Consider the following 21,096-nt stretch of genomic DNA (forward strand, 5'->3'; position numbering starts at 1 on the left):
CGGCGACTCATGGTGCTTGCTTGAAAACAAAATGTTTGACATTTTCCGGCAGGGTAATTAAGTCGTCTACGAGATTCGTTGGATAAAACTTCACCTTTTTTAATTCGGACAAGAGAATCCAGCAAAAATCCAAATCAATTTGCATATTTTCCAGTTCGTCAATGACCTTAAACACCCCTTCCAACGGAATTTGCGTATCATCCCGCAATAAAATATGATAATAGAGACTGATTTGCTGACAGGGTCGATTGCCCCAGGGGAAAAAATTCTCGCCCACAAAAAGCAATTTCTCAACTTGAATATCCGCATTGATTTCTTCCTTGAATTCCCGGATCAAAGCTTCCTGGGAAGTCTCCCCCCTGCGCACATGGCCTCCCGGTATCGAGTAACCATCGTCATTTCGGGGTTTTTGCAAAAGTATTCTTTCATTCTTTACCAGCACACCGGCAATTCGATAAGAAAAAATAAATTCCTCGCTGCGATATAAAATATCATGATTCATCTTAAGCCTCTTTCTTTCTTCACAACAACCGTAATTCTCACATCTTTTCCTTCATTATTATACATGATCCGACCCCAGGATTCTATGACTTGCTGGGTATTTTTAAATGGCTTAAGTTAAGAGTCTCCTGGCACTACTGCCTGCCAGGCTTGAATTGCTTCATTCAATGTCTATTCAAGTTCCATCCGCTATACTTCAGATTAGGATACTTTTATTTGCTTTTCGACATCTCATTATTGAAAGTTTATCCTCGGCCCGCAGCAGATGGCAGGTCAATGGCCGCATCGCACGTCAATTGATACTATTCACCATGGCGTAATCCCCCTTACTGCTGCAAATTATTATGAAAGGAGAACCCAAAATGATCAGTTCAATCAGTCAAAGTAGTAGTGCTGCCAGTCTTTGGCAGGCCTATCAAACCAAGCAAACGACATCCAGCGATACCAGTGAAACCAGCCAGGTTGATGGTTCAAAGCCGCCACCAAAAGGTCCGCCACCACCACCGCCACCGGAAGTCAGTGCTACATCTGAATCATCCGATGCAACTTCTCTGACATCGGAACAGGAAGACATCATCAGTTCAATTCTTGAAGAATATGATGCTTCTGAACTCACCGAAGAAGATGCCACTGCTATCATCACCGCATTGCAAGAAGCCAGTATTAGCGAAAGCAGTGCCTTAGCCGATGCTATCAAAACCAACGGCTTTGATCTCGAGGAAATAAAAAGCCTCGTCCCGTTTTCGGAAAGTCCGCCAAATGGAGGTATTTCACAGAATTACATGCAAATCCGTGAAACCATGGGCAGTCTTAGTATCCTGGATGAAACCGAATGGAATCAGACTTCAAAAACAAAGCAGGATTTACTGTCTCTTTTTCAACAATACCAGGATAATCAAAACACCAGCACAACGAGTCTTACAAGTCTAAATGTCCTGGCATGAAATGGATTAGCAACCCCGATCTGTCGTGAAATACTGTATCCCATCATTTCGAGGTTAAGAAAACGTCAAGACTATCAGCTCTGTTTTCCTGACGCACATCACTCTAACGGTGAAAGAAACCTCAGGCAAATTTTATGCCTGAGGTTCTCTTATTAAGCATGGCCAATTATGTCTGTAACACCCATTTTTCACCCACTCATTATTGCTTTTTGCAACCTTCTCCTTCAATAAAGGGATACCTAGCCGCTCCGCCTCCAACTGTTTGTCGTCAGTGATTGGCATTTTTTCGGTCATTTGAAACAACGTCGTCCTCAATACAATTAATCACCGTCAACTGTGTCAATACCGTTTTAAAACTTCCCAAAAGGGTATTTTAACACCGATTTTGATATAACTAACGTTTTTTCATTTTGTATCTTGACAAGCGTGTACATTATAAGATGTGGCAACTTGTGTGACAGACTTTTTTCAACAAAACACAGAAACGTACCAAATGGAATAATTCAACGTGAAAATAGTACGACAAATAATAGGGGTAAAATAGCCAGAAATAGCCAGAGTTTTTCAACTTTTCACAGTCGGTCATACTTTAAAGCGGAGAGTAAAAACAAAAAATAAAAAAAGAATCGCTAATTAAAGCCATTCTTTTAGCAAAATATTATATTCTTACTGGAGCTAGCGGGGGGAATCGAACCCCCGACCTACTGATTACGAAACAGTAGGTAAATGTCTTATTGCGGACATTTATATATGATATGCGACATGTTTACGACACGTTTTACTCTTTTTTTCGAATGTTTATACTTGTACATGAATTACCACTTTCATTTATTAACCAAAAAACGAACGTACCATAAAATAACTAATGTCTGCCCTCCATTCTGATCAACCCCATGCAATTACGGACGGATTCCATGATTGTCTTCCAGGTAATTTCCGATGCATAAGAAAATTTCTTTTGATAAGCCAGCCAAAGGTTTTCCATGACACTGCTATTTTCCACTTCATCAACGATTAACAGCATATCGGTTAAATAATGCTCTGTACCACGCTTGTTCGCAGTTGCCATCAGTGCCTGATTGAAAACTGCAGGATTCATGTTTTCACCATACAGTTGAAGCAGGCTGTGGATGTCATAAAAATCTCTCATGCGGGTATTGGCAGTATTGCGGGAAATAATGGTTTCCAACTTTTCGGCCAGAATCGTCTCGAGGTTGTAAGCCCCAATCAATTTTACGTTCTTCCAGCATCAGCTTTAATTGATAACGCACTTCTTTGGGAGTAATGATATCACCTGTGGAAATATCAACCTTAATCGGTGTGATCACGCCATCAAATCTCGTCTCCATATTAACCCGGATTCCCGGATACTCGGCTTCATCCATTATCTCACCAATGCTCTTGATACGGAAAGATATACCATCATCTAAAGGCACCGAGGCAATCGAAGCAATAATCTGCTCGACATCTTCAGCATTCACTTTGATGCCTTTTACCGTAGCATCCAAATCCATCGTCGATCGTGCATTCAATCCGATCATTGCTGTCACCAGAATCCCTCCCTTCAAAATAAATTGATCTTTATATTCAGAAAGAGAAATTCGCTCCAGAAAACGTTCCATCATATAATGACGCAGCAGCATCTGAGCATCTGCCGCTTTCTTTTTTGAAAGATTCCGGATCAAATCCTTCAATTGTTTTGATGTCTTAATCATAACAGTACCTCCAGATATTGTCTCAAGATTTTTTCAACACGAAACAGGGATGCATATTGCATCAGTGTTCGCAGATTTTTATCTTTACGCCCGACATATTGCTTTATTGCATCTTGAAAGATTTGGATTTCAATCCCTTTTCGACTGCGGATCAGATCACAGATGGTTCTCTCCATATCATAAACCGGAACCGTATGCCCAAAAGGCGTCTGTGCGGATGTGCAGCCCACCGGATGAAGCTCCGGTTTAACCGTATAAACCTGGATTCCATCCTCTTTTAGGCGGGTGGGATTATAACCAGTCTTGACCGTAATCGAATACGGTGCTGGCTCCCGTACCGTCAAATCATGTAGAAATAAAGCGGTTTCATGGGAAAAGATAGCTTGCTTACTTCGAATATAAATTAGGTAAAGCGAATCGGTCCATGCATCCGCTGAAGCATAAACGCCATGAGCCACCTGTTCAAGTTTTTTCGCTTTGACATAATCATAAAAAACAGGTTTAGAAATTCCTTCGGCAACAACCTGCGAAGTTTGAACAATTCCGTCATGATCGACAATCAATTTGTCCAGCTGTTCGTATCGTTTCATAAGCTCACTTCCTTTCGTACTAATATTGTAACAATTATTAGTATGAAAGTAAATGCATTGCGCTATTTTAAGTTCATGAATACCTCCTCCATGACAAATAGTAATTTTTTTCTGTAACAATCCTTATTGAACACTTCTTTATCTATTTTTATCATATCGAATGATATCACATATTGTTTTTTTCACGATTATAAATTCTAATCACCTGACCTTCAAATTCAGTTTAGATATCTTTCTTTTCAAATATTTTTCAACAAAAAAATAAATTTCAAGTTTAGGATAATCGATATAAAAAAGCTCTATTATTCTCACTTCCAACAAATCTTATGGCAGTTGGGGTGAAGTATTCGAGAATAACGTTGTCGCCACGGCCATACTGGATCGTCTATTACACTATTCCACAACTATCAATATCAAAGGCGACAGCTATCGTATCCGAGAAAATAAAAAAGATGGTTTTTATGATACCGGCAAGTTTGACGAAAACCCATCAATTAAACGAGGATTTTTCGACCGATTTTTTTATTATAACCCCTTCATATCTGCTCACAATTTTATTGTCCAATTAATTGTAGCCTATCCAGTTTTACAACATACGTCACACTTCCGTTTACCCTACTCTCCCCAGCATAGCTGGAGGATTAATATTTTTATTTAGTGTTTTATTTTTTTTTAATCCCGTGGATTCGTCTACCCTTTCAGCCGATATTTGATCGATAGAGTGCGTCGCTCAAAAGTCTGATTTACTTGCAAGGTTTCGCATTTTTAGGGTGCATCAACCTGAAAATAGTCTTTGTATGACGCATTTTCATAAAATATCAAGGTTTATGAATAATTCGGAATAAATTGATTGAATATATTTTGATGGGGTAGAAGTGAAGAATAAAGCAGATGTTTAGGTGATCCCAAGAGATCTATTCAGAGATGGTATTGGATAATTAATAGAAATTTAAGGAGGACAAACATGTTGTTTAAAAACAGAAAAGATGCGGGAATCAAACTGGCGAATGCTCTGGAAAAATATAAGCGCGAGGATGTTATCGTATTGGCATTACCCAGAGGCGGTGTGATTCTGGGGGTTGAAATCGCAAAGATGCTAGATGCTCCACTGGATATTCTTTCAACAAAAAAAATAGGCCATCCCCTGAACAGTGAGTACGCTATTTGTGCGATAACTGAGGATGGCGATCCTATTTGCAATTCAGCTGAAGTTAAGAATATCGATCCGGAATGGCTAGCCGGGGAAATAAAAAAAGTGCGTAACGAGATTAAAAGGCGCAGAGAAATATTTCTAGGGGGAAGAGCACTGTATTCGGTTGAAGGAAAAATAGTAATCATAGCAGACGATGGCATTGCCACAGGACTTACAATGATAGCAGCCATTGATGAGATAAAAAAACGCAACCCCAAACGACTGGTTATTGCGATTCCGGTAACGCCATATGATACCGCCCAAAAGTTGAATTCTATGGTGGATGAGTTAGTATCGCTTGATATAGACGCAAATTATCGGGGAGCGGTTGGCGCATATTATGAAGATTTTACACAGGTAGAAGACAGTGAAGTCATTTCGATCCTTAACGCCTTTGAAAACAAGGACGAATCAGCATGAAAAGCATCGATAAGATCGTACATATCCCTGACGGACAGATAAAGTTAATCGGCTCATTGAAAATTCCAGAAAGCGCAACAGGCGTAGTGCTGTTTGCTCATGGAAGCGGCAGCAGCAGAAACAGTCCCCGGAATAATTATGTGGCAAAGGTGCTCAGAATCCATGGCCTTGGGACTTTGCTGCTAGATTTGCTGACGGTTGAAGAAGACATGAAATATAAAATGCGTTTTAATATCGATTTACTGGCAAACCGGATACTTGTGACGACAAAATGGTTACAGCAGCAGGAAGAAACAAAAAACCTTACAATCGGATATTTTGGTGCCAGTACAGGTGCTGCGGCAGCATTGCAAGCGGCGGCAATACTAGGAGATCAGGTAAATGCTATTGTTTCCAGGGGCGGCCGGCCCGATCTGGCATGGCCTCATCTTCAAAGTGTAAAATCCCCAACACTCTTTATTGTTGGGGGAAATGATAATATAGTCATCGAATTAAACCAAAAGGCCTATCGCAAAATAATCGGGCTTAAGCAACTTGAAATTATTCCCGGAGCTACCCATCTTTTCGAAGAACCAGGCACGTTGGAAAGGGTTGCTGAAATGGCTGCCAATTGGTTCGTTGAATATCTGAAATAGAAATAGGGAAATAAAACGAGGGCGATTGAATAATGAGCAACCGAACAAAAAATAAATGATAAAAAAATGACATTGAAGGTAAAGGAGGCTAAAGAGATAGAGTTCCATGAAGAAAAGTAAGCAGAGAAATAAAGAAGAACGTTTATCTAAAGCCGTTCTTCAATAAATAATTATTTTTTACTGGAGCTAGCGGGCGGAATCGAACCGCCGGCCTACTGATTACGAATTATATGGTCAACGTATAACAACTTTCATGCAATCACTTAAATGTCTTTATTATGCCATCTAAGTGATTGCTCTTTTCATATTTTTCAATATATTTCATAACTTAATATGTTTTTTCATAGAAACGGACGCCAAATGGACGCCAGAAAATGCCTGTAATTCATTTAGACAAAGCAGCGTTAGAAAGTGTCGCAATACCATTTTCCCCCCACTTCCATTTTCTACTCCAATGCTTTCTAAATGGCTCTTCTACCAGTATTGCATAAATCATTGGTTCTATAAACATTTTTCTAATTTCTTCTATCGATAGCACTTTGACATCTCTGCTAAACAAGACTTTTTTATTCTACGAGCGGTCTTATTAGTAATACAGCTTGAAAAATCAATTGCTGCCAAACGCAAATAGTTATGAAGTTGAAGCCCTAAGTTTATGGCGTTCGAGTTTTATTTAATTCAATAAAACGAATTTATCATTTTCCAAAATAAAACATCCGAATTATTTATTTTTTTTATATTATAAAATGAAAACTTGTTTACTTCATTATTTTTTCATGTTATGGTATCATTAATAGGAGGTGTTCATCATGGTACAAAGAAAACAATATATGGAAAAGTTGAAAAGAATGAAAGACAAGAAAATCATCAAGGTTATTACGGGTATTCGCCGCTGCGGAAAATCTACCTTGCTTTTAATGTTCAGAGCTTATTTGAAAGAATGTGGCATTGAGGACAATCAAATTATCTCGATTAACTTTGAGGACGTAGCCAATGAGCATTTACTTGACTATCGGAAGCTCCATGACTATGTCACAAAGCAGCTTATTCCTAACAAAATGACCTATGTATTTTTAGATGAAATACAGAATGTACCTCAGTTTCAGAAAGCCGTTGATAGCTTGTTTATCAAAGACGATGTGGATGTTTATATCACAGGTTCAAATGCTCAGATGCTTTCCGGCGAATTGGCCACGCTGCTTTCTGGCAGATATATCGAAATCAGTATGCTGCCCCTTTCCTTTGCGGAATATTATGAACTGGTTGGCGGCGATCAGCGGGACGCCTGGAACAGCTATTTCAAAAACGGCGGTTTCCCCTATGTGGCGGTTATTGAAGATGAGAACATTCGCAGGGATTATCTGATGGGAATCTATAACACCGTTTTACTCAAGGATGTCGTTGCCAGAAAACGAATCAGCGATATTCCCCTACTTGAAAGTGTGATTAAATTCCTTTTTGACAATATTGGCAATATTGTGTCTTCGAAGAAAATTGCCGACAGCCTGACTTCTTTCGGACGAAAAACGACTTCAGTAACCGTTGAAAACTATATTGAAGCCCTAACGAGTGCCTTTATTCTATATAAGGCTAACCGGTATGATGTCAAGGGTAAACAGCATCTAAAATCGCTTGAAAAATATTATCTAGTGGATCTTGGACTGCGCCGCATGCTGCTCGGGGATAAAAATGCTGACATTGGCCATATTCTTGAAAACATTGTGTATCTGGAGCTTCTGAGACGTGGCTATACGGTCGATATCGGTAAGGTTGATGATAAAGAAATTGATTTTATTGCGATGCTCGGCAGCGATAAGGTATACTATCAGGTTTCAGCAACTATTCTCGACCCTGCAACCTTTGAGCGTGAAATAGCTCCACTAAAAAAAGTGGCCGACCACTATCCCAAATTTATAATATCAATGGATGAGCTCCCGATGGACGAAGATGGTATCAAACAGATCAATATCGTAGATTTTTTACTTGGAGAATAGATGGGAGTGTTTCAAGTTTCCCAAACAATCCCCAACTCATGGGTTTTCTTAAGCATTTCACTCTTTACGCAAATAAAAAAGAGAACCAAAACGACTCTCTTATGTGATTCTTACTGGAGCTAGCGGGGGGAATCGAACCCCCGGCCTACTGATTACGAATCAACCGGTAAATAGCATATTAAAAGCATTTCATAGTCGCAATAGGACACATTTAGGACATTATTTTTTTTAAATTTCCTAATTGCCTTACTTTCGAGGGCCGTCATCCTTTATGTAGGACACTTGTTGCCAGCATTAGTATCCAAATTAATTAAAAATCACTTTGTCTTCATTGTCACTTTACTTGGTGAAGGCGGCCGTACCGGTTTGAAATGACAATTTGCATTCGAGATTATCAACATGATTAATTTAAATTAATCATTCATATATATGGCGTACCCTGAGGGATTCGAATTTTCGGATAAACATAAAACAGTACTAAATGAATGCAAATGAATTATTGAATCCCTTTATTTTAGCCATTTTTCAACTTTTTTCTATAATTAGAATATAATGAATTAGAAAGTTCTAAAAAGGGTCAATTGAAGGGTCAAACTTCAATTGACCCTTCATAATCTCCGATCTTTAAATCACGTTTATTAATGCTTGCAAATTTAATCAATTCTGTTGAAAAATTAATATAATTACTTAGTTCAAAATAATTGATCATTCTTCCAAATTAATAGTATATTCCTCTCCATTATACTCATCACAAAACCATTCCCATTGCTTTATCCTTTTTTCTAATTTGAGATTGTTAATTGGATCTTTAATATAAATTACCTTTAACTTAGAATTCTGATTTATGCATAAAAACAAAAAGTATTTTTCTGCATACATATGTGCTGTTGTATACTCATTATTTGTCAAAGTAAAATATTCTCCATCATTTTTTAAAGATTTTACTTCAATATATTTTATATTATTATTATTATCTATGCTTTCAATGTCATATCCTTTATTCTGTTTACTTACGTCAGTTGCTTTGTTGCCAAATAAATATTTTTCAATTTCAACACATTGTATTTCAGCACTTCTCCATTTTGAGATATTTAAACCAATATTATATGTTTTGTCAGGGTTGTTTTTAATTGTATATGCTCTATTCATATTTCCTACTTCTTTAATATCTTTTATTGTTATGTTATTTTTGAGTAAAGAAGCAAGGCTAACTTTGTATTTTCTCTCAATATACTCTAAAGCACCATCATTAACATTCTCACTAAATCCTTTAATAAATTCTTTATGGAGTTCTTTTTCCCCATTAACAAAGTATTCTAATCTTGAAACAGACCCTTTCTTATCAAGCAATACGGCATTTGAAAAATTTAATTTTCCGCAATCCTGATGTGCAATTTCATTTGTAAAATATCCGAACAATTTTCCCAAGACAACTTGTGATATTGAATTATTCAAAAATTCTTTCGAAAAAATATTTGTCAAATCATCCAAATTCAAACAATTTATGCTGAATTTGTCAAAGAAATCAGACATTATACCATCCATTCTCCCTGCTGTTACTTTGTAATTTAAATAATCACAGTGATCAATTAAATTATTAAATTCGTCAATAGTCAGAAAGTGCGGAACTTTTAATATTTCCGATACGCATTTTAGTTCCCCTTTTCTTGTTTTTATTATCATCGATTCTTTCAATAAGTTAAATAATTTATCTTCAAAATATATTGAGAATTTCGAAAATGAATTATTTGTAGTTACTATTTGCAATATTCCAGTCTCTTCTGTTTCCAATTCAAATAATTCACGAATGATTTGAATCACCATTTCTACAGTCGCATCAAGTATTCCCTTACAGTCATCATCAAAATGTATATGTTTTCTTGATGGATCTGTTGAAAAATATCCATTTATTTTAAAAGGAAAATCCAACTTATCAAGAGTTGGTAAGAAAACGTGCAAAACAGATTCGTCATTATTACAAGGTATCAAGTTTTTTCCGTCAAATTCAAATGCAATTTGAAAGGGTAATTCATTTGCTTGACCTTTTAATATTTTCCAAGTACTTTTTCCTTTACTACTCGAAATCGAAATATACGAACTGTGCTTTGAAACTTTATAGAGTTGTTCAATATCTTCCACTGATACTTTGAATTCACAAAGATTGTTAAGAAAAATAAATGTATCATTCCTTAGCGCAAATAGTTCCTCTCGAATTAATTCAATATTAGCATTCTTAAAAACAAATATTGTACTAAATCCCTTTTTAACAAGATCACTTACAACGTTGCTTATTCTATCTTCTAGACCTTTTTCTATAATAAATGGAATTCTTACTGTTGGACATTTTTTTATTCCATATTTGGCAAGATTTTCTTTTGTTTTTTGCATTGAGAATGTAAAATACTCGCCATTAGAATAAATAACAATATCATTTGTTAAAAAAGTAGTGCTCTTGAATCCAACTCCTCTATAACCAATGTTCACTTTTCTGTTCTTACTGCTGTTACCAGATCTACTTATTGCCATGATATCTTCTTCATTAAAATTCCGTCCATTATTTGCTAAATACAAATTTATACCATCAAAATATAAATAAACCCTATTTGACTGCGCATCATCTGCATTTTGTATTAATTCAATTAGCACTCTATTACCATAGCTTTCTGCAATGTAATGCTCTAATTGTGCCAAATCTTCAAAAAGTCGTGGTGAACTCTTAGCTTCGTTAATGAACTTATTATTTATCTCTATGATAGTTTCTCTTATCAAAACAATTTTCTCCTAACTATAACTTAATTTCAAAAAACTCTATCACGGATTTTCTATAGTTCTTAATATTCCAAAAGTTATTATTTTGCAAAGACCAATACACACGTGTAAAACCGTCCAGTATCTTCTTTTTTTTCGCACCTTTAAATTCGCTTTGTTTTGAAATCCATAAAAATTCATAGTAAACTATTGACCCAATAAATCGCTCATCGGGTTTTGGATATAAGTTATCTTGATATTTAATGTATAAATCAAAAATACAATTTAGATCATTAGTCAAAAAAAATATTCTCTTTTTAATCAACTCTTGAAACTGAGGTTGGTATTCATGATGAATAGCATATTCAAAATAGTCTATTGTATTCTCGAATACTTTATTCTTAAATACCAAACTGTTTTTAAGGAAATCGAATGCATTAAAATCCTCAAAATATTGATTTAGCAAGTAAAAAATGTCAACTGTATATTTTTTATTAAAACAAGACGTAATCTGAAATTCATCATTTGTTTCATAACAAATGATATCCAAAATTATTTCCCTGGCTAGCTCTTTATTATACTCTGTTATTCCACCTATTAATTCCATTACCTTTAATGTTTGATTGTTTTCCGTAAAATACTTAAGTGTTTCCTCAAATATTTTCTTTTTATCACTATAATCTCCGCCGATATAAGGGAATATGAGCGCAACATAGTCATGATATTGCTCTTTTGTTTCAACATACTTGTAAAGCTCATTGATTCTATATTTTAGATATTGCTCAACAAAAATACTGTTATATTCATATTTCATATTTAATAAAACAGTATCCTCCCTAGCATTTGTTCGATCACCTATCAAAAAGAAATTTAAAATATTTTTTGAATTATGACTAAAAATCTCTAAACTTATCTCCTCAATTATGTCTCTTTGACGGTGTTCACTTTCCGCTAAACATTTTCTAAAATCTTCATAAGGTCCACCAGCTACACCTCTTGAACAATAACCATTACACATCTTTACAAGAAAACAATCATGGATAAATTTTATTACCGGAACTATTAATTTTTGGTTATTTTTTAATATTATCATATCCAATACTTGTTTTCTAAATCTATTATTAAATATCAATATGTTAAATCTATCTTGATCAAAAATCTTCCGTTTGCACATCTTGAGTAAAATGACTTCATCAGCCGAAATTATTCTAGAAATATTCTCCATATTATCGATAACATTTTCTGTCATTAAATACTCAACTGCCTCGTATTTTACTTCCTCATTATCCCAATAATTTTCAATTATATTGATGACATCTCCCAAATTTCGGTAATTTGATTTTGACAAATTGCAAATCCGAATAATAAATATCAGTTTATCAATATCATCAAGCAGACCACTCTCAATAATTGAATCGTCAATCAATTCAATGCGCTCTGGTTTTGAAAAAATAACAGGATTGAAAAAATCAGAATAAAAAATACATTGACGTAAAATCTCCCGAAATTCATCATATGTGTAATTCAAATATAAAATTTTTATGATTTTATTAAAAGTCAATCTATCTTGATTTAATATAGTTGCTACCATCATCAATGTTAAGCAATTTAATGATTTCTTATTTTTATTCATAAAATCACACTTAATCAGCAGAGTAAGCAATCCACTATTTGCCATTTTAGAAGTAATCGAATATAAGCGATTTGATTTTCTACCCAGATTCCACTCGTTCCATTCAAAAAAACCGATGCTGTTCAATGTTGAATTAAATATTTGCTGTGTTACTATTGGCGATTTATTTTCAAGTACATTCTGCAACCAAAAATTAATGGCTTCATCATCTTTTTCATTTTCAAAGAGTCTTTGGATCTCTCGTTTGATTTCCGTTACTTTCATTTATCTGCCTTTAAAGATTAATCTTCTTCATCTTTTCCAATTATTTTTGTTTATTACCGTAAAGGGCACATCTACTACAAACGACATTTTCAACAAACATTCACACACTTACAACTAGTATTTTCTAATTAGCTGATCTGTAAATCGGCTATCAATAAACTTTGCTTTATTGTCACCTAAGTATTGTTTGGCATACACTTTCACACATTCTTTTATTTCTTCAGACATCCATGGACTAAATTTGACAGTCATAAGGACGTTCTCAAACGTAACAGGAATCAAAATATAATCATAAGTCGGTAGAGTAGTTTTTGTTTCTGTTGTTCTAAATTTACCTATCAATCGAGTTTCTTCTTCATATTTCCAAAACTCATTCTTAAACAATCCCATAGCGTTTAAATCATATTTAAAATCACCAACATAATAAACTGGATTATTTTCCCTGATTTCCGAGTCATAACAAACATCAGTGATCCTGAGGTCAATTAACCATTTGAATTTTTGATCTTCAACATCACCATTTATGAAATACTTGTCTATTTCATTTTTGGGGGATCTTTGAATGGCTTCAATTGGTCGACTATTATCGTAAATTACATCAATAAAACCTTTTTTACAAGATTTATATTCAAATTCGATATTCAAGCCATAATTTTTGCTCGTATACATGTGCCAGAGTGGAATATTCTCCAACCCATGACAAAACGATGATATAAATACCAATCTATTTAATTCTTCCTCTTCTAAATACTCAGACTCCATCTTGTCATTTAGATTGTCAATTGCATTTAATTTGAGATTCTTATTTTTAATAATTCTGAAGAAGCTTTCAATATCTGTGTAGTGATTTAGCGATTCTTTTGAGTTTGCTTTATGTTTATAGCTTTGAATATTTTTATCAAGGCTAGACATAAATTCCTTGCCATTGTAATAATATGTCATTTTTCTCCCCTTTGCAACTTATCCATTTTTTAAATCAAAGCAATTTTCCGTCTCATTTCAACTAAATAGTTTTTTATCATCCCAGTTCTACTGAAAATTGAAATTTATTATTTTGAAATCCTCCTATTTAAGGTGAATATATGTCAGTCTCTAACTTCCTCGTCTCTAATTATAGACTTCATTTCCACTAACTACAATGTTTTTAAATCAATCTTTCACTTAACTATCTGATCTTAGTTAAATTACTTCTATTTTAAGACATTTTTCTAGTCAGTGCATTTCTCTTCTCAGTAAAGAAAAAAACGGATTATCAATGCGTTCAATTGCATCATTGTTGAATCGAAAATGCAATCCATTGTTTTCATAGAATACTTCTTCGTATATTTTTATTTTTGATGAAATATTCTCAATCGTTATTTTCTCCAATCGTTTATTGTATTACATTTTTTTCCCATTTGCGTATTGTTTGTATATCAACATGTCATCTTGACCTGTAGTGCATGAATCTTTAGTTTTGAATATGTGTAGGCTATTTGACATTGACTTTTCATCCATTTCTACTGTAGGTAAAAATTTCATTATATTCCTCCCGTTTACCCATTACACATATTTGAGTATTTCGGGTGAGATTTACCAACCGAAACGTAATTTCGTGATTTGGAGCAAAAAGCCGGATATCGGATTTGCAGAAGAACCTTTTTTCAGTCGAAATATTCAGATGAAAAGCTTATATCATATCTATTTTTATCCACTCTATATTCTCTAAACGGCTTTTCACCTCAACTGATACAAATGGAATTGAAATAAAAAGTCTCTTTTTTGCTCTACTTAATGCCACATAATAAACTCTATGCTCTTCATTAGTCATATCAGGATGCAACAAAAAATCAAGATCTTTACTTTCATTAAAATCACAAGGATTCATTAATAGTAGTACATTTTCAAATTCATCACCCTTAGCTTTATGAATTGTTCTAAATTTACCCGCATCCTCATTTATGTTCACAACACACGCTAATTGTTTGTAGGTTAGACTATCATAATATCTTTTCTTATTTCCAGATGAAATTCTCTTCTTTGTGTTATAAAAACCATATATATAACTATTGTAAAAATCCGAAATATTTAAGCAAGTAATTTCATTATAGCTATCTGATAGTCTTTTCATGTTTTCAAATGAATCTCTATCATTAAAACCTATAGTTTTTCTATAAGCTTTTCTCATATTCTTTAATGCTTCTTTGTAATTCAGTTGTTTACAGTACTCCATTGAACAAATGGAATAAAATATCATCCGTCCCCTCTCTTCATCATCAAAGAGCAATTCATCAGTCGCATCTTCTGAAAAAAAGCTTTCTACTCCATATTTAAGCTGATTTGATAACTCCTTCTTATACGATAAGGAACATATTACTTCATCATTACATAATTCTTTAACATTCTCAAATGACTTAAAGAAGTTACCTAAAATTATACATGGTTTATCACCATGTAATTCATCAGAAGATTTCTGATTGAATGATTTTTCTCCACGTACATAGTTTAGTAAGTTAATTATTTCTACTGTACTTCGTCTGTTATCTGAAATGTAATATAATTTCATATTTGGCAGATTAAAGTTTATAAACTGTTCCACATCTGCGCCCTGAAAACTATATATGGATTGGCACTCATCTCCTATGACGCCCACTATAGTTTCTTCATTCGCTATTAATTTTATGATAGCACTTTGAATAGGATTTGTATCTTGAAACTCATCAACTAAAACATACGGGAATTTACCTCGCAGTATATCCAATATTCTTGAATTTTTTTCAAGAATCTTATAACTCAAAAACAATATGTCATCATGTGAAATAAGTCCATTCTTCCAACATATTTTCTTGTATGCTAAATATGAATCCTTTTTAATATTATAAACTCCTGCTTTTGCATACCAAGTCTTTTGAAAGCCCAGTTCTATAATTTCATCTTTCAAAATCCAAGACAGTTTAGAAAGAGCTTTAGATAATTCTTTATCATCATTTAATGCAAATTGTTTTGTTTCAGCTTTCCATTCGCTCAAAATACTATATGTTGGTTTAACATCATCATGTCCATTGATATTCTTTAAATCAAACTCATAGTCATCACTTAGAATCCATAAATATGGTTTTACAACATTCTTATATAAAAAGCTATGTATCGTACTTACTTCAGTACTCTCATATGCATCACCTAACTTAGCTGTTATACTCTCTACCCCTACATTGGTATAAGTAATACATGCAATTTTTCGCAAATCCGAAATTTTATCTGATTTTTCTATTATATTTTTAATATGACTGACTACAAAAGTTGTTTTTCCTGCTCCGGGTCCAGCAATAACTTTGAAATGATTATCAATTTTAATTTTTTGCTTGCTATCATCTAAACAAGTTGCTATTGACAAATCCATTTTACTGCCTCCTTGATATATGATGGTACAGTAAATTCAAAGTGTTCTTCACCATTCTCTGTACTTTCGATATTATCTAAAATAACAGATGCTAGTTCTTGAGCAATTTCACCTTTTTTTATTGATTTTAAATACCTCGCAGCGATAATATGTTTGGCTTTAACAAATGGAGATGCATCTCCATTGTCAGAATACTGTTTTACCAACTCTTTAAATTCACCCTTACGAATACCTTCTATTAGATTATTTAAATCTTCTTTTGACATATCTTTTGCAATTGAATCCATCATCTTTTTAATGTTAGTGCGATTGGAGACAGATTCTGAAATAAGATCCTTACATGAATAATTTTCTAGTATCAATTCATATTCAAAAGTCGATCCTTCAATCTGAGTATATACTCGTATTAAATCATCATCTTTTCTTTCTTGATATATAGACGTTAACATATTTGAAGATTTTTTATATTCATAATTACCATCACTATCAATCATAAATGGAAAACATGATTTCCAATTACTTTTTTCTTCGCCATTTTCATCTGTAACTTCTTCGCTGCTATTTTTCTTTTTAAGTTTCCTCACCGGATCTAGATCAGTAATGCAAGCTACCTTTTTAGGTATAGCATAACAACTATTTTGCGTATCAAACAATTTAATAAAGTTCTCAAAGTATCTCCCGTTAACATTTATTACTGAAATATGTTTATCAGTTAATGACAAATGATCTGCCTCTGCAAAAGTTGGTAACAAGATCTGTTCCGCCAATCCTTCCACAAAAATAATATTCTTTGCAAAAAACATATCTGCTTTTGTAACATCTAAAAATCGCTCAACATATTTTTTCGACTTTTTATCTTTTTCTGTATCAGAAAAAACCTTGCCTGGGTATGAAACGTTTATCACATCATTTTTCTTCGTTAAAACAATGATAGAATCTAAACTGACAGCAGCCGTTATATTAGGTGAATGGGTGGTTATGAAAATTTGCCTGACCTCATGTGATTTATTTCTATCTAAAAATTTCAATAACTTGTATTGCATGTTTGGATGCAAATGTGCCTCTGGCTCTTCAAAAGCTAACATTGAAAATGTCTTTGAGTTACTCCCAAGATATTCACTTGAAGAATCTTTTTGCATTTTTGCGAGTAATAGAGATATAAAAATCAAATTATTATATCCTAGACCATTTCTTGTAGCCGGTAATTTTATTCCTGTTTCATTTTCAACGACTAATTTTAATGCTGAATATAGCTCCATATCTAATATTTTTCCATCAAATGTAGGCTTCGTATTGTCAAAGTCTGCTCCGGTTGCTTCAACATACTTCAGCATTTCTTTTTTACCGTTATCCATACGTGCTTGCAGAGACGTTATTAACTTTTGCGCTTCTAATGTAAAACTCTTCTTTTTGGCTTTTATAAGTACTTTTTTTTCATCTTCATCAATATTAGCATCTGTCTTTATTTCATAATCAATAAAAAAATCAATTACTTCTTTAAGCAAAGTATTTTTTCCTGAAAAAAGATCTCTTTCAACATCTCGAATAGCATTCATAAATTGAAAGTCAAATTTTTTTAAAGAATCACTTTCAATCGAAACCCTATACTCTGGGTTCCCTACGAAAACTTTGTAGGTATACTTCCGTATAAAATCCGACTCTATTTCTTTCCACAAAACATCAATATCATTACTGTCCACCTTGCTCATAGCAATTTTGTATTCTGTCTCCTCTTTTTCAGGCAGCGAGAATTCGTATGTTATTTGAGCTTCGTAAGGTTTATCTATTTTAGTCAACCAAGATGCAACGGTTATTAAATCGTTTGAATATTTTTCCTCTTTATCGTCTTCAACTAATATTGCAGATATTTTAATCTTCGGTGAAAATGATATAATGTCATCAATTGAAATACTATGGTTAAAATCTTCTGTTCTAAGATTCTTTGGCCTCTCATTCGAAAACAATAGTTCCAACGCCCTTAGTATTGTTGTCTTTCCCGCATTATTCGCACCAATTAAAACATTTATTCCATTTTGAAATCGAATAGTCGTTTCAGTGGAAAACCCTCTAAAGTTTTCTATTTTTAATTCCTTTATAAACATAACGCACCTTACCTTACCTCGATCTAGATTTAAACTTGACACTTTATAGGAATTTAATAAAATTCTACCAGTGTCTTAAAAAACATCAGCGAAATTTAGTCATTTTTGAAAGCAATAGCACCTGTACTTAAATATGGTCCGATATCACCACCAGTTTCCAATATATCTGTTATATTACGCAGTTTTTTCTGGACAACAAAACTCTTTTGATAAATGGATTTTATGTTTTAACCCAGACTCCTTTTTTCTTAGGTAGGTAAAACAACTAATTATTAACAAGGTCAATTTTCATTTTTCGGGTGTTGTTGAGCCCGTCACTCTTCATAGCTGCCAGTATTTGATCTTGCCAATCTTTAACTAAATCGATTTTTAATTCGCTCATGGTTACCTCCTTAATTTAAAAGCATGTATCATGTTGTTTATAGTATCAAAAATAAATAAAAATAGCGAATCCTCAGGTGTGGCAAAATGATTCGTTCGATGCCGTCTTTACATATCTTGCGATTCTTCGCAATTATCAAAGTCCAGAGTACACGTCTCATAAACCTTTTTACCTAAAACTGTTGGTGAGACCAGATGATAGTCTGTCCCTGATCCAAAAACTGTTCCACCTGCAATACAACCCAACCGCTCTAAGTTACCTAATGAGAATTCAATTTCTTCATCTATCCTAAAATTAAGTTCGTCTCTTTCACCATTACCATTATAAAATATAATGCTAGTGGGCAAATCTTTTGTGATCACACCATTTTTTATTTGACTATAAGGATTTTTATAAATGGTTAAAAGAATTTTGGCATCCTGCGGGGTTAATCTTCTAATTACATCAACACAGGTAATATTTACATTCGTTTTAAAATTTTCGATACTGGCATTCATGATTAAATTTGCCCACAATTCTTGCATAAAATCATCTTCTTCCAAGGACGCTTCTTCAAGTATGGAAACCGAAACCTTTAATTCAACCGGTTTGATAATATATGGGATCCCTGTTTCGTCAAGTTTTTTCTTAATTTTGAGAAATGTGTTCACTAGATTTGCTTTTTTCTTGCCTTCAATTTTATCTCTAAGATATAAGATATTTCCTTTTAGCAGCTCCGGAAAACCTGCTGCATTGGCAAACTCAATCACGTTGTTAAGTAATTTTATCCCATCACCGAATATTTCAATATTGTTTTGTTCATCCATAACTTCTTACCAGCCCGCTTACTTCCCAAAAAGCCCAATAAATTTTTCCAGCTCTGCCTGGCTTTCCGCAGTCGTCCCCTCCAACTCATTCAACAATCCAAACAGGTTATCATAAGTATTGGCAATTTCTGTTTTAACTTCCGCTAGCTCCTGGGCCACTTGTGACAGGGGGATCACCTCTTCTTTTTCAAAGGTGTCAACATAACGGGGGATGTTTAGGTTATAATCATTTTCTTTGATTTCATCCAGGCTGGCCAGATGGGCGTATTTCTCAATATCTTGACGTTTAGCGTAAGTCTCAATGATTTTGTCGATGTTATCCGCCGTGAGTTTATTTTGGTTTTTGACTTTTTCAAAATCATTGGAGGCATCAATAAAGAGAACATCTTTATTGTGGCGGGCTTCCCGGCCTTTAAAGACCAGCACGCAGGTGGGGATGCTGGTGCCGTAGAAGAGGTTAGCCGGCAGACCAATCACCGCATCGAGGAGATTGTTATCAATGATATTCTTGCGGATTTTACCTTCCGCCGCTCCACGGAAAAGGACGCCATGAGGCAAGACGATGGCCATGGTGCCGGTTTTATCCAAATGGTAGAGGCCATGGAGGACAAAGGCAAAATCGGCCTTGGAGGCCGGGGCCACGCCATAGCCCTTAAAGCGGACATCTTTTTCCCGATCAACGTTTTTGGTATCCCAATTCTGTGAATAGGGCGGGTTGGCGACGACGGCGTCGAACTTCAGCGGGATTTGCGTCCCATCTTTTTCCGCAAAGGGCCAGTCGGCATCAAGGGTGTCGGCCCGGCGCAACTCCATATTGCGATAGTTGACGCCATGCATCATCAGGTTCATCCGGGCCAGATTGTAGGTGGTGGTGTTGAGCTCCTGGCCGTAAAAGTCGACGCTGCCTTCTTCATCACCATGGGGCAATTCTTTTTGCACGGTCAGCAGCAGTGAGCCCGATCCCATGGCATGGTCGTAAACCCGGAACTGGGCGCCCCGGCCGTCGGCATCCAGGGTGACCAGTTTGGCCAGGATCTGGCTGACTTCATGGGGGGTATAAAATTCCCCGCCTTTTTTGCCGGCACTGGCGGCAAACTGGCCAATCAGATACTCATAAACATCGCCGAGGATATCCCGACCGGAATCGTCTTTGAAGGTGAAGTCATTAATCATCAGAATGATATCATTGAGGGCCTTGGCCCGCTGGTTGGTATTGGGACCTAAGCGGGTGTCGCCCAGATTGACATCGGAGAAGACGTTGGCAAAGTCCGCTTCGGCAACGGCGTTGCGTTTGGCATTTCTATTGAAGGCGTCAAACATATCCTGGAAGTCACTGGCTTTGATTTTGTGATTTTCAATTTTGGCGACGATTTTTCCCCAGGTATAGCCGGGGTCAATGGCATAGCCGATGCCCTTACTGATTTCTTCAAGGTAATCCTCTTTTTCAGCTTCATCGGTCACGACGTAAAATTCTTCCAGTCCATTGGCCTGCAAATAGTCATCCTGATTTTCAGACAGGTAGCGGTAGAACATAAAGGGCAGAATATAGTTTTTATACTCGCTGGCATCCATGGTGCCCCGCAGTTTGTTGGCCATTTCCCATAGTTTGGTGGTTATATCAGTAGCGTTACTCATTGGTGGTTTCTCCTTTTCTTAGATAAATAGTAGACATTTGCGAAATGTCGAAACCCCTTACTAACAATGGGTTTTACGCGAATCTATTTAAATCAACATGTGCACGGCCGGTAGCAAAATCAGAAATGTTCTGACCAACAAAGCCGATATCCATTT

General features: G+C 35.0%; 14 protein-coding genes and 1 pseudogene. 5 read left to right on the top strand and 10 right to left on the bottom strand.

The annotated features are described in order from the left end of the window. Window positions 1-7: 7 nt before the first annotated feature. Window positions 8-502 (bottom strand): NUDIX hydrolase, encoded by a 495-nt coding sequence (locus ACIZ62_RS13645; RefSeq protein ID WP_111886769.1) that lies wholly within the window; start codon window positions 500-502, stop codon window positions 8-10. Between the two features lie 361 nt (window positions 503-863). Here ACIZ62_RS13645 and ACIZ62_RS13650 point away from each other — a divergent pair, with 361 nt between their 5' ends. Next, window positions 864-1,445 (top strand): hypothetical protein, encoded by a 582-nt coding sequence (locus ACIZ62_RS13650; RefSeq protein WP_111886768.1) that lies wholly within the window; start codon window positions 864-866, stop codon window positions 1,443-1,445. Window positions 1,446-2,307: 862 nt separating this feature from the next. Here ACIZ62_RS13650 and ACIZ62_RS13655 read toward each other — a convergent pair. Together ACIZ62_RS13655 and ACIZ62_RS13660 are read right to left on the bottom strand one after the other, a co-directional pair. Continuing rightward, window positions 2,308-3,160, bottom strand: a pseudogene (locus ACIZ62_RS13655) (nucleotidyl transferase AbiEii/AbiGii toxin family protein). After that, on the bottom strand, window positions 3,157-3,750 hold the full coding sequence (locus ACIZ62_RS13660) for a type IV toxin-antitoxin system AbiEi family antitoxin domain-containing protein (protein WP_414150380.1): 594 nt from the start codon (window positions 3,748-3,750) through the stop codon (window positions 3,157-3,159). Before ACIZ62_RS13660 ends, ACIZ62_RS13655 begins: the two are co-directional and overlap by 4 nt. 304 nt (window positions 3,751-4,054) lie before the next feature. On the opposite strand from ACIZ62_RS13660, the gene ACIZ62_RS13665 reads away from it, so the two are divergent. From ACIZ62_RS13665 to ACIZ62_RS13680, 4 genes are all read left to right on the top strand, one after another. After that, complete coding sequence (locus ACIZ62_RS13665; RefSeq protein WP_414151863.1) at window positions 4,055-4,408, top strand: ATP-binding protein; 354 nt, start codon at window positions 4,055-4,057, stop codon at window positions 4,406-4,408. A gap of 306 nt (window positions 4,409-4,714) precedes the next feature. After that, window positions 4,715-5,362, top strand: coding sequence for a phosphoribosyltransferase (locus ACIZ62_RS13670; RefSeq protein WP_111889313.1), 648 nt, complete (start codon window positions 4,715-4,717; stop codon window positions 5,360-5,362). Next, entirely contained in the window at window positions 5,359-5,997 is a 639-nt protein-coding gene (locus ACIZ62_RS13675; protein ID WP_414150381.1) for a dienelactone hydrolase family protein, read from the top strand. Before ACIZ62_RS13670 ends, ACIZ62_RS13675 begins: the two co-directional genes overlap by 4 nt. Before the next feature lie 809 nt (window positions 5,998-6,806). After that, window positions 6,807-7,991, top strand: coding sequence for an ATP-binding protein (locus ACIZ62_RS13680; RefSeq protein WP_111889312.1), 1,185 nt, complete (start codon window positions 6,807-6,809; stop codon window positions 7,989-7,991). Between the two features lie 705 nt (window positions 7,992-8,696). Here ACIZ62_RS13680 and ACIZ62_RS13685 read toward each other — a convergent pair. From ACIZ62_RS13685 to ACIZ62_RS13715, 7 genes are all read right to left on the bottom strand, one after another. Beyond that, complete coding sequence (locus ACIZ62_RS13685) at window positions 8,697-10,760, bottom strand: sacsin N-terminal ATP-binding-like domain-containing protein (RefSeq protein WP_414150382.1); 2,064 nt, start codon at window positions 10,758-10,760, stop codon at window positions 8,697-8,699. A 16-nt stretch (window positions 10,761-10,776) separates the two neighbouring features. Next, window positions 10,777-12,636, bottom strand: a complete 1,860-nt coding sequence (locus ACIZ62_RS13690; protein WP_414150383.1) for a hypothetical protein — start codon at window positions 12,634-12,636, stop codon at window positions 10,777-10,779. A gap of 114 nt (window positions 12,637-12,750) precedes the next feature. Next, a complete protein-coding gene (locus ACIZ62_RS13695; protein WP_414150384.1) occupies window positions 12,751-13,578 on the bottom strand; it encodes a DUF2971 domain-containing protein in 828 nt (275 codons plus the stop codon). Between the two features lie 727 nt (window positions 13,579-14,305). Beyond that, window positions 14,306-16,015 carry a UvrD-helicase domain-containing protein gene (locus ACIZ62_RS13700; protein ID WP_414150385.1) on the bottom strand — a complete coding sequence of 570 codons (1,710 nt, stop codon included), beginning with the start codon at window positions 16,013-16,015 and terminating at the stop codon, window positions 14,306-14,308. Beyond that, window positions 16,000-18,117, bottom strand: a complete 2,118-nt coding sequence (locus ACIZ62_RS13705) for an ATP-dependent nuclease (RefSeq protein WP_414150386.1) — start codon at window positions 18,115-18,117, stop codon at window positions 16,000-16,002. The genes ACIZ62_RS13700 and ACIZ62_RS13705 overlap by 16 nt, the downstream gene beginning before the upstream one ends. Before the next feature lie 489 nt (window positions 18,118-18,606). Continuing rightward, complete coding sequence (locus ACIZ62_RS13710; protein ID WP_414150387.1) at window positions 18,607-19,305, bottom strand: Abi-alpha family protein; 699 nt, start codon at window positions 19,303-19,305, stop codon at window positions 18,607-18,609. An 18-nt stretch (window positions 19,306-19,323) separates the two neighbouring features. Next, window positions 19,324-20,940, bottom strand: a complete 1,617-nt coding sequence (locus ACIZ62_RS13715) for a type I restriction-modification system subunit M (RefSeq protein WP_414150388.1) — start codon at window positions 20,938-20,940, stop codon at window positions 19,324-19,326. Window positions 20,941-21,096: the final 156 nt, after the last annotated feature.

It is taken from the genome of Acetobacterium carbinolicum (assembly GCF_047456275.1).
GTDB lineage: Bacteria > Bacillota > Clostridia > Eubacteriales > Eubacteriaceae > Acetobacterium > Acetobacterium carbinolicum.

Excerpts from the sequence above, each read along its gene's own strand:
- ACIZ62_RS13645 (WP_111886769.1), bottom strand. The coding sequence starts at position 502 with ATGAATCATGATATTTTATATCGCAGCGAGGAATTTATTTTTTCTTAT.
- ACIZ62_RS13650 (WP_111886768.1), top strand. The coding sequence starts at position 864 with ATGATCAGTTCAATCAGTCAAAGTAGTAGTGCTGCCAGTCTTTGGCAG.
- ACIZ62_RS13660 (WP_414150380.1), bottom strand. The coding sequence starts at position 3,750 with ATGAAACGATACGAACAGCTGGACAAATTGATTGTCGATCATGACGGA.
- ACIZ62_RS13670 (WP_111889313.1), top strand. The coding sequence starts at position 4,715 with ATGTTGTTTAAAAACAGAAAAGATGCGGGAATCAAACTGGCGAATGCT.
- ACIZ62_RS13675 (WP_414150381.1), top strand. The coding sequence starts at position 5,359 with ATGAAAAGCATCGATAAGATCGTACATATCCCTGACGGACAGATAAAG.
- ACIZ62_RS13680 (WP_111889312.1), top strand. The coding sequence starts at position 6,807 with ATGGTACAAAGAAAACAATATATGGAAAAGTTGAAAAGAATGAAAGAC.
- ACIZ62_RS13690 (WP_414150383.1), bottom strand. The coding sequence starts at position 12,636 with ATGAAAGTAACGGAAATCAAACGAGAGATCCAAAGACTCTTTGAAAAT.
- ACIZ62_RS13695 (WP_414150384.1), bottom strand. The coding sequence starts at position 13,578 with ATGACATATTATTACAATGGCAAGGAATTTATGTCTAGCCTTGATAAA.
- ACIZ62_RS13700 (WP_414150385.1), bottom strand. The coding sequence starts at position 16,015 with ATGGATTTGTCAATAGCAACTTGTTTAGATGATAGCAAGCAAAAAATT.
- ACIZ62_RS13705 (WP_414150386.1), bottom strand. The coding sequence starts at position 18,117 with ATGTTTATAAAGGAATTAAAAATAGAAAACTTTAGAGGGTTTTCCACT.
- ACIZ62_RS13710 (WP_414150387.1), bottom strand. The coding sequence starts at position 19,305 with ATGGATGAACAAAACAATATTGAAATATTCGGTGATGGGATAAAATTA.
- ACIZ62_RS13715 (WP_414150388.1), bottom strand. The coding sequence starts at position 20,940 with ATGAGTAACGCTACTGATATAACCACCAAACTATGGGAAATGGCCAAC.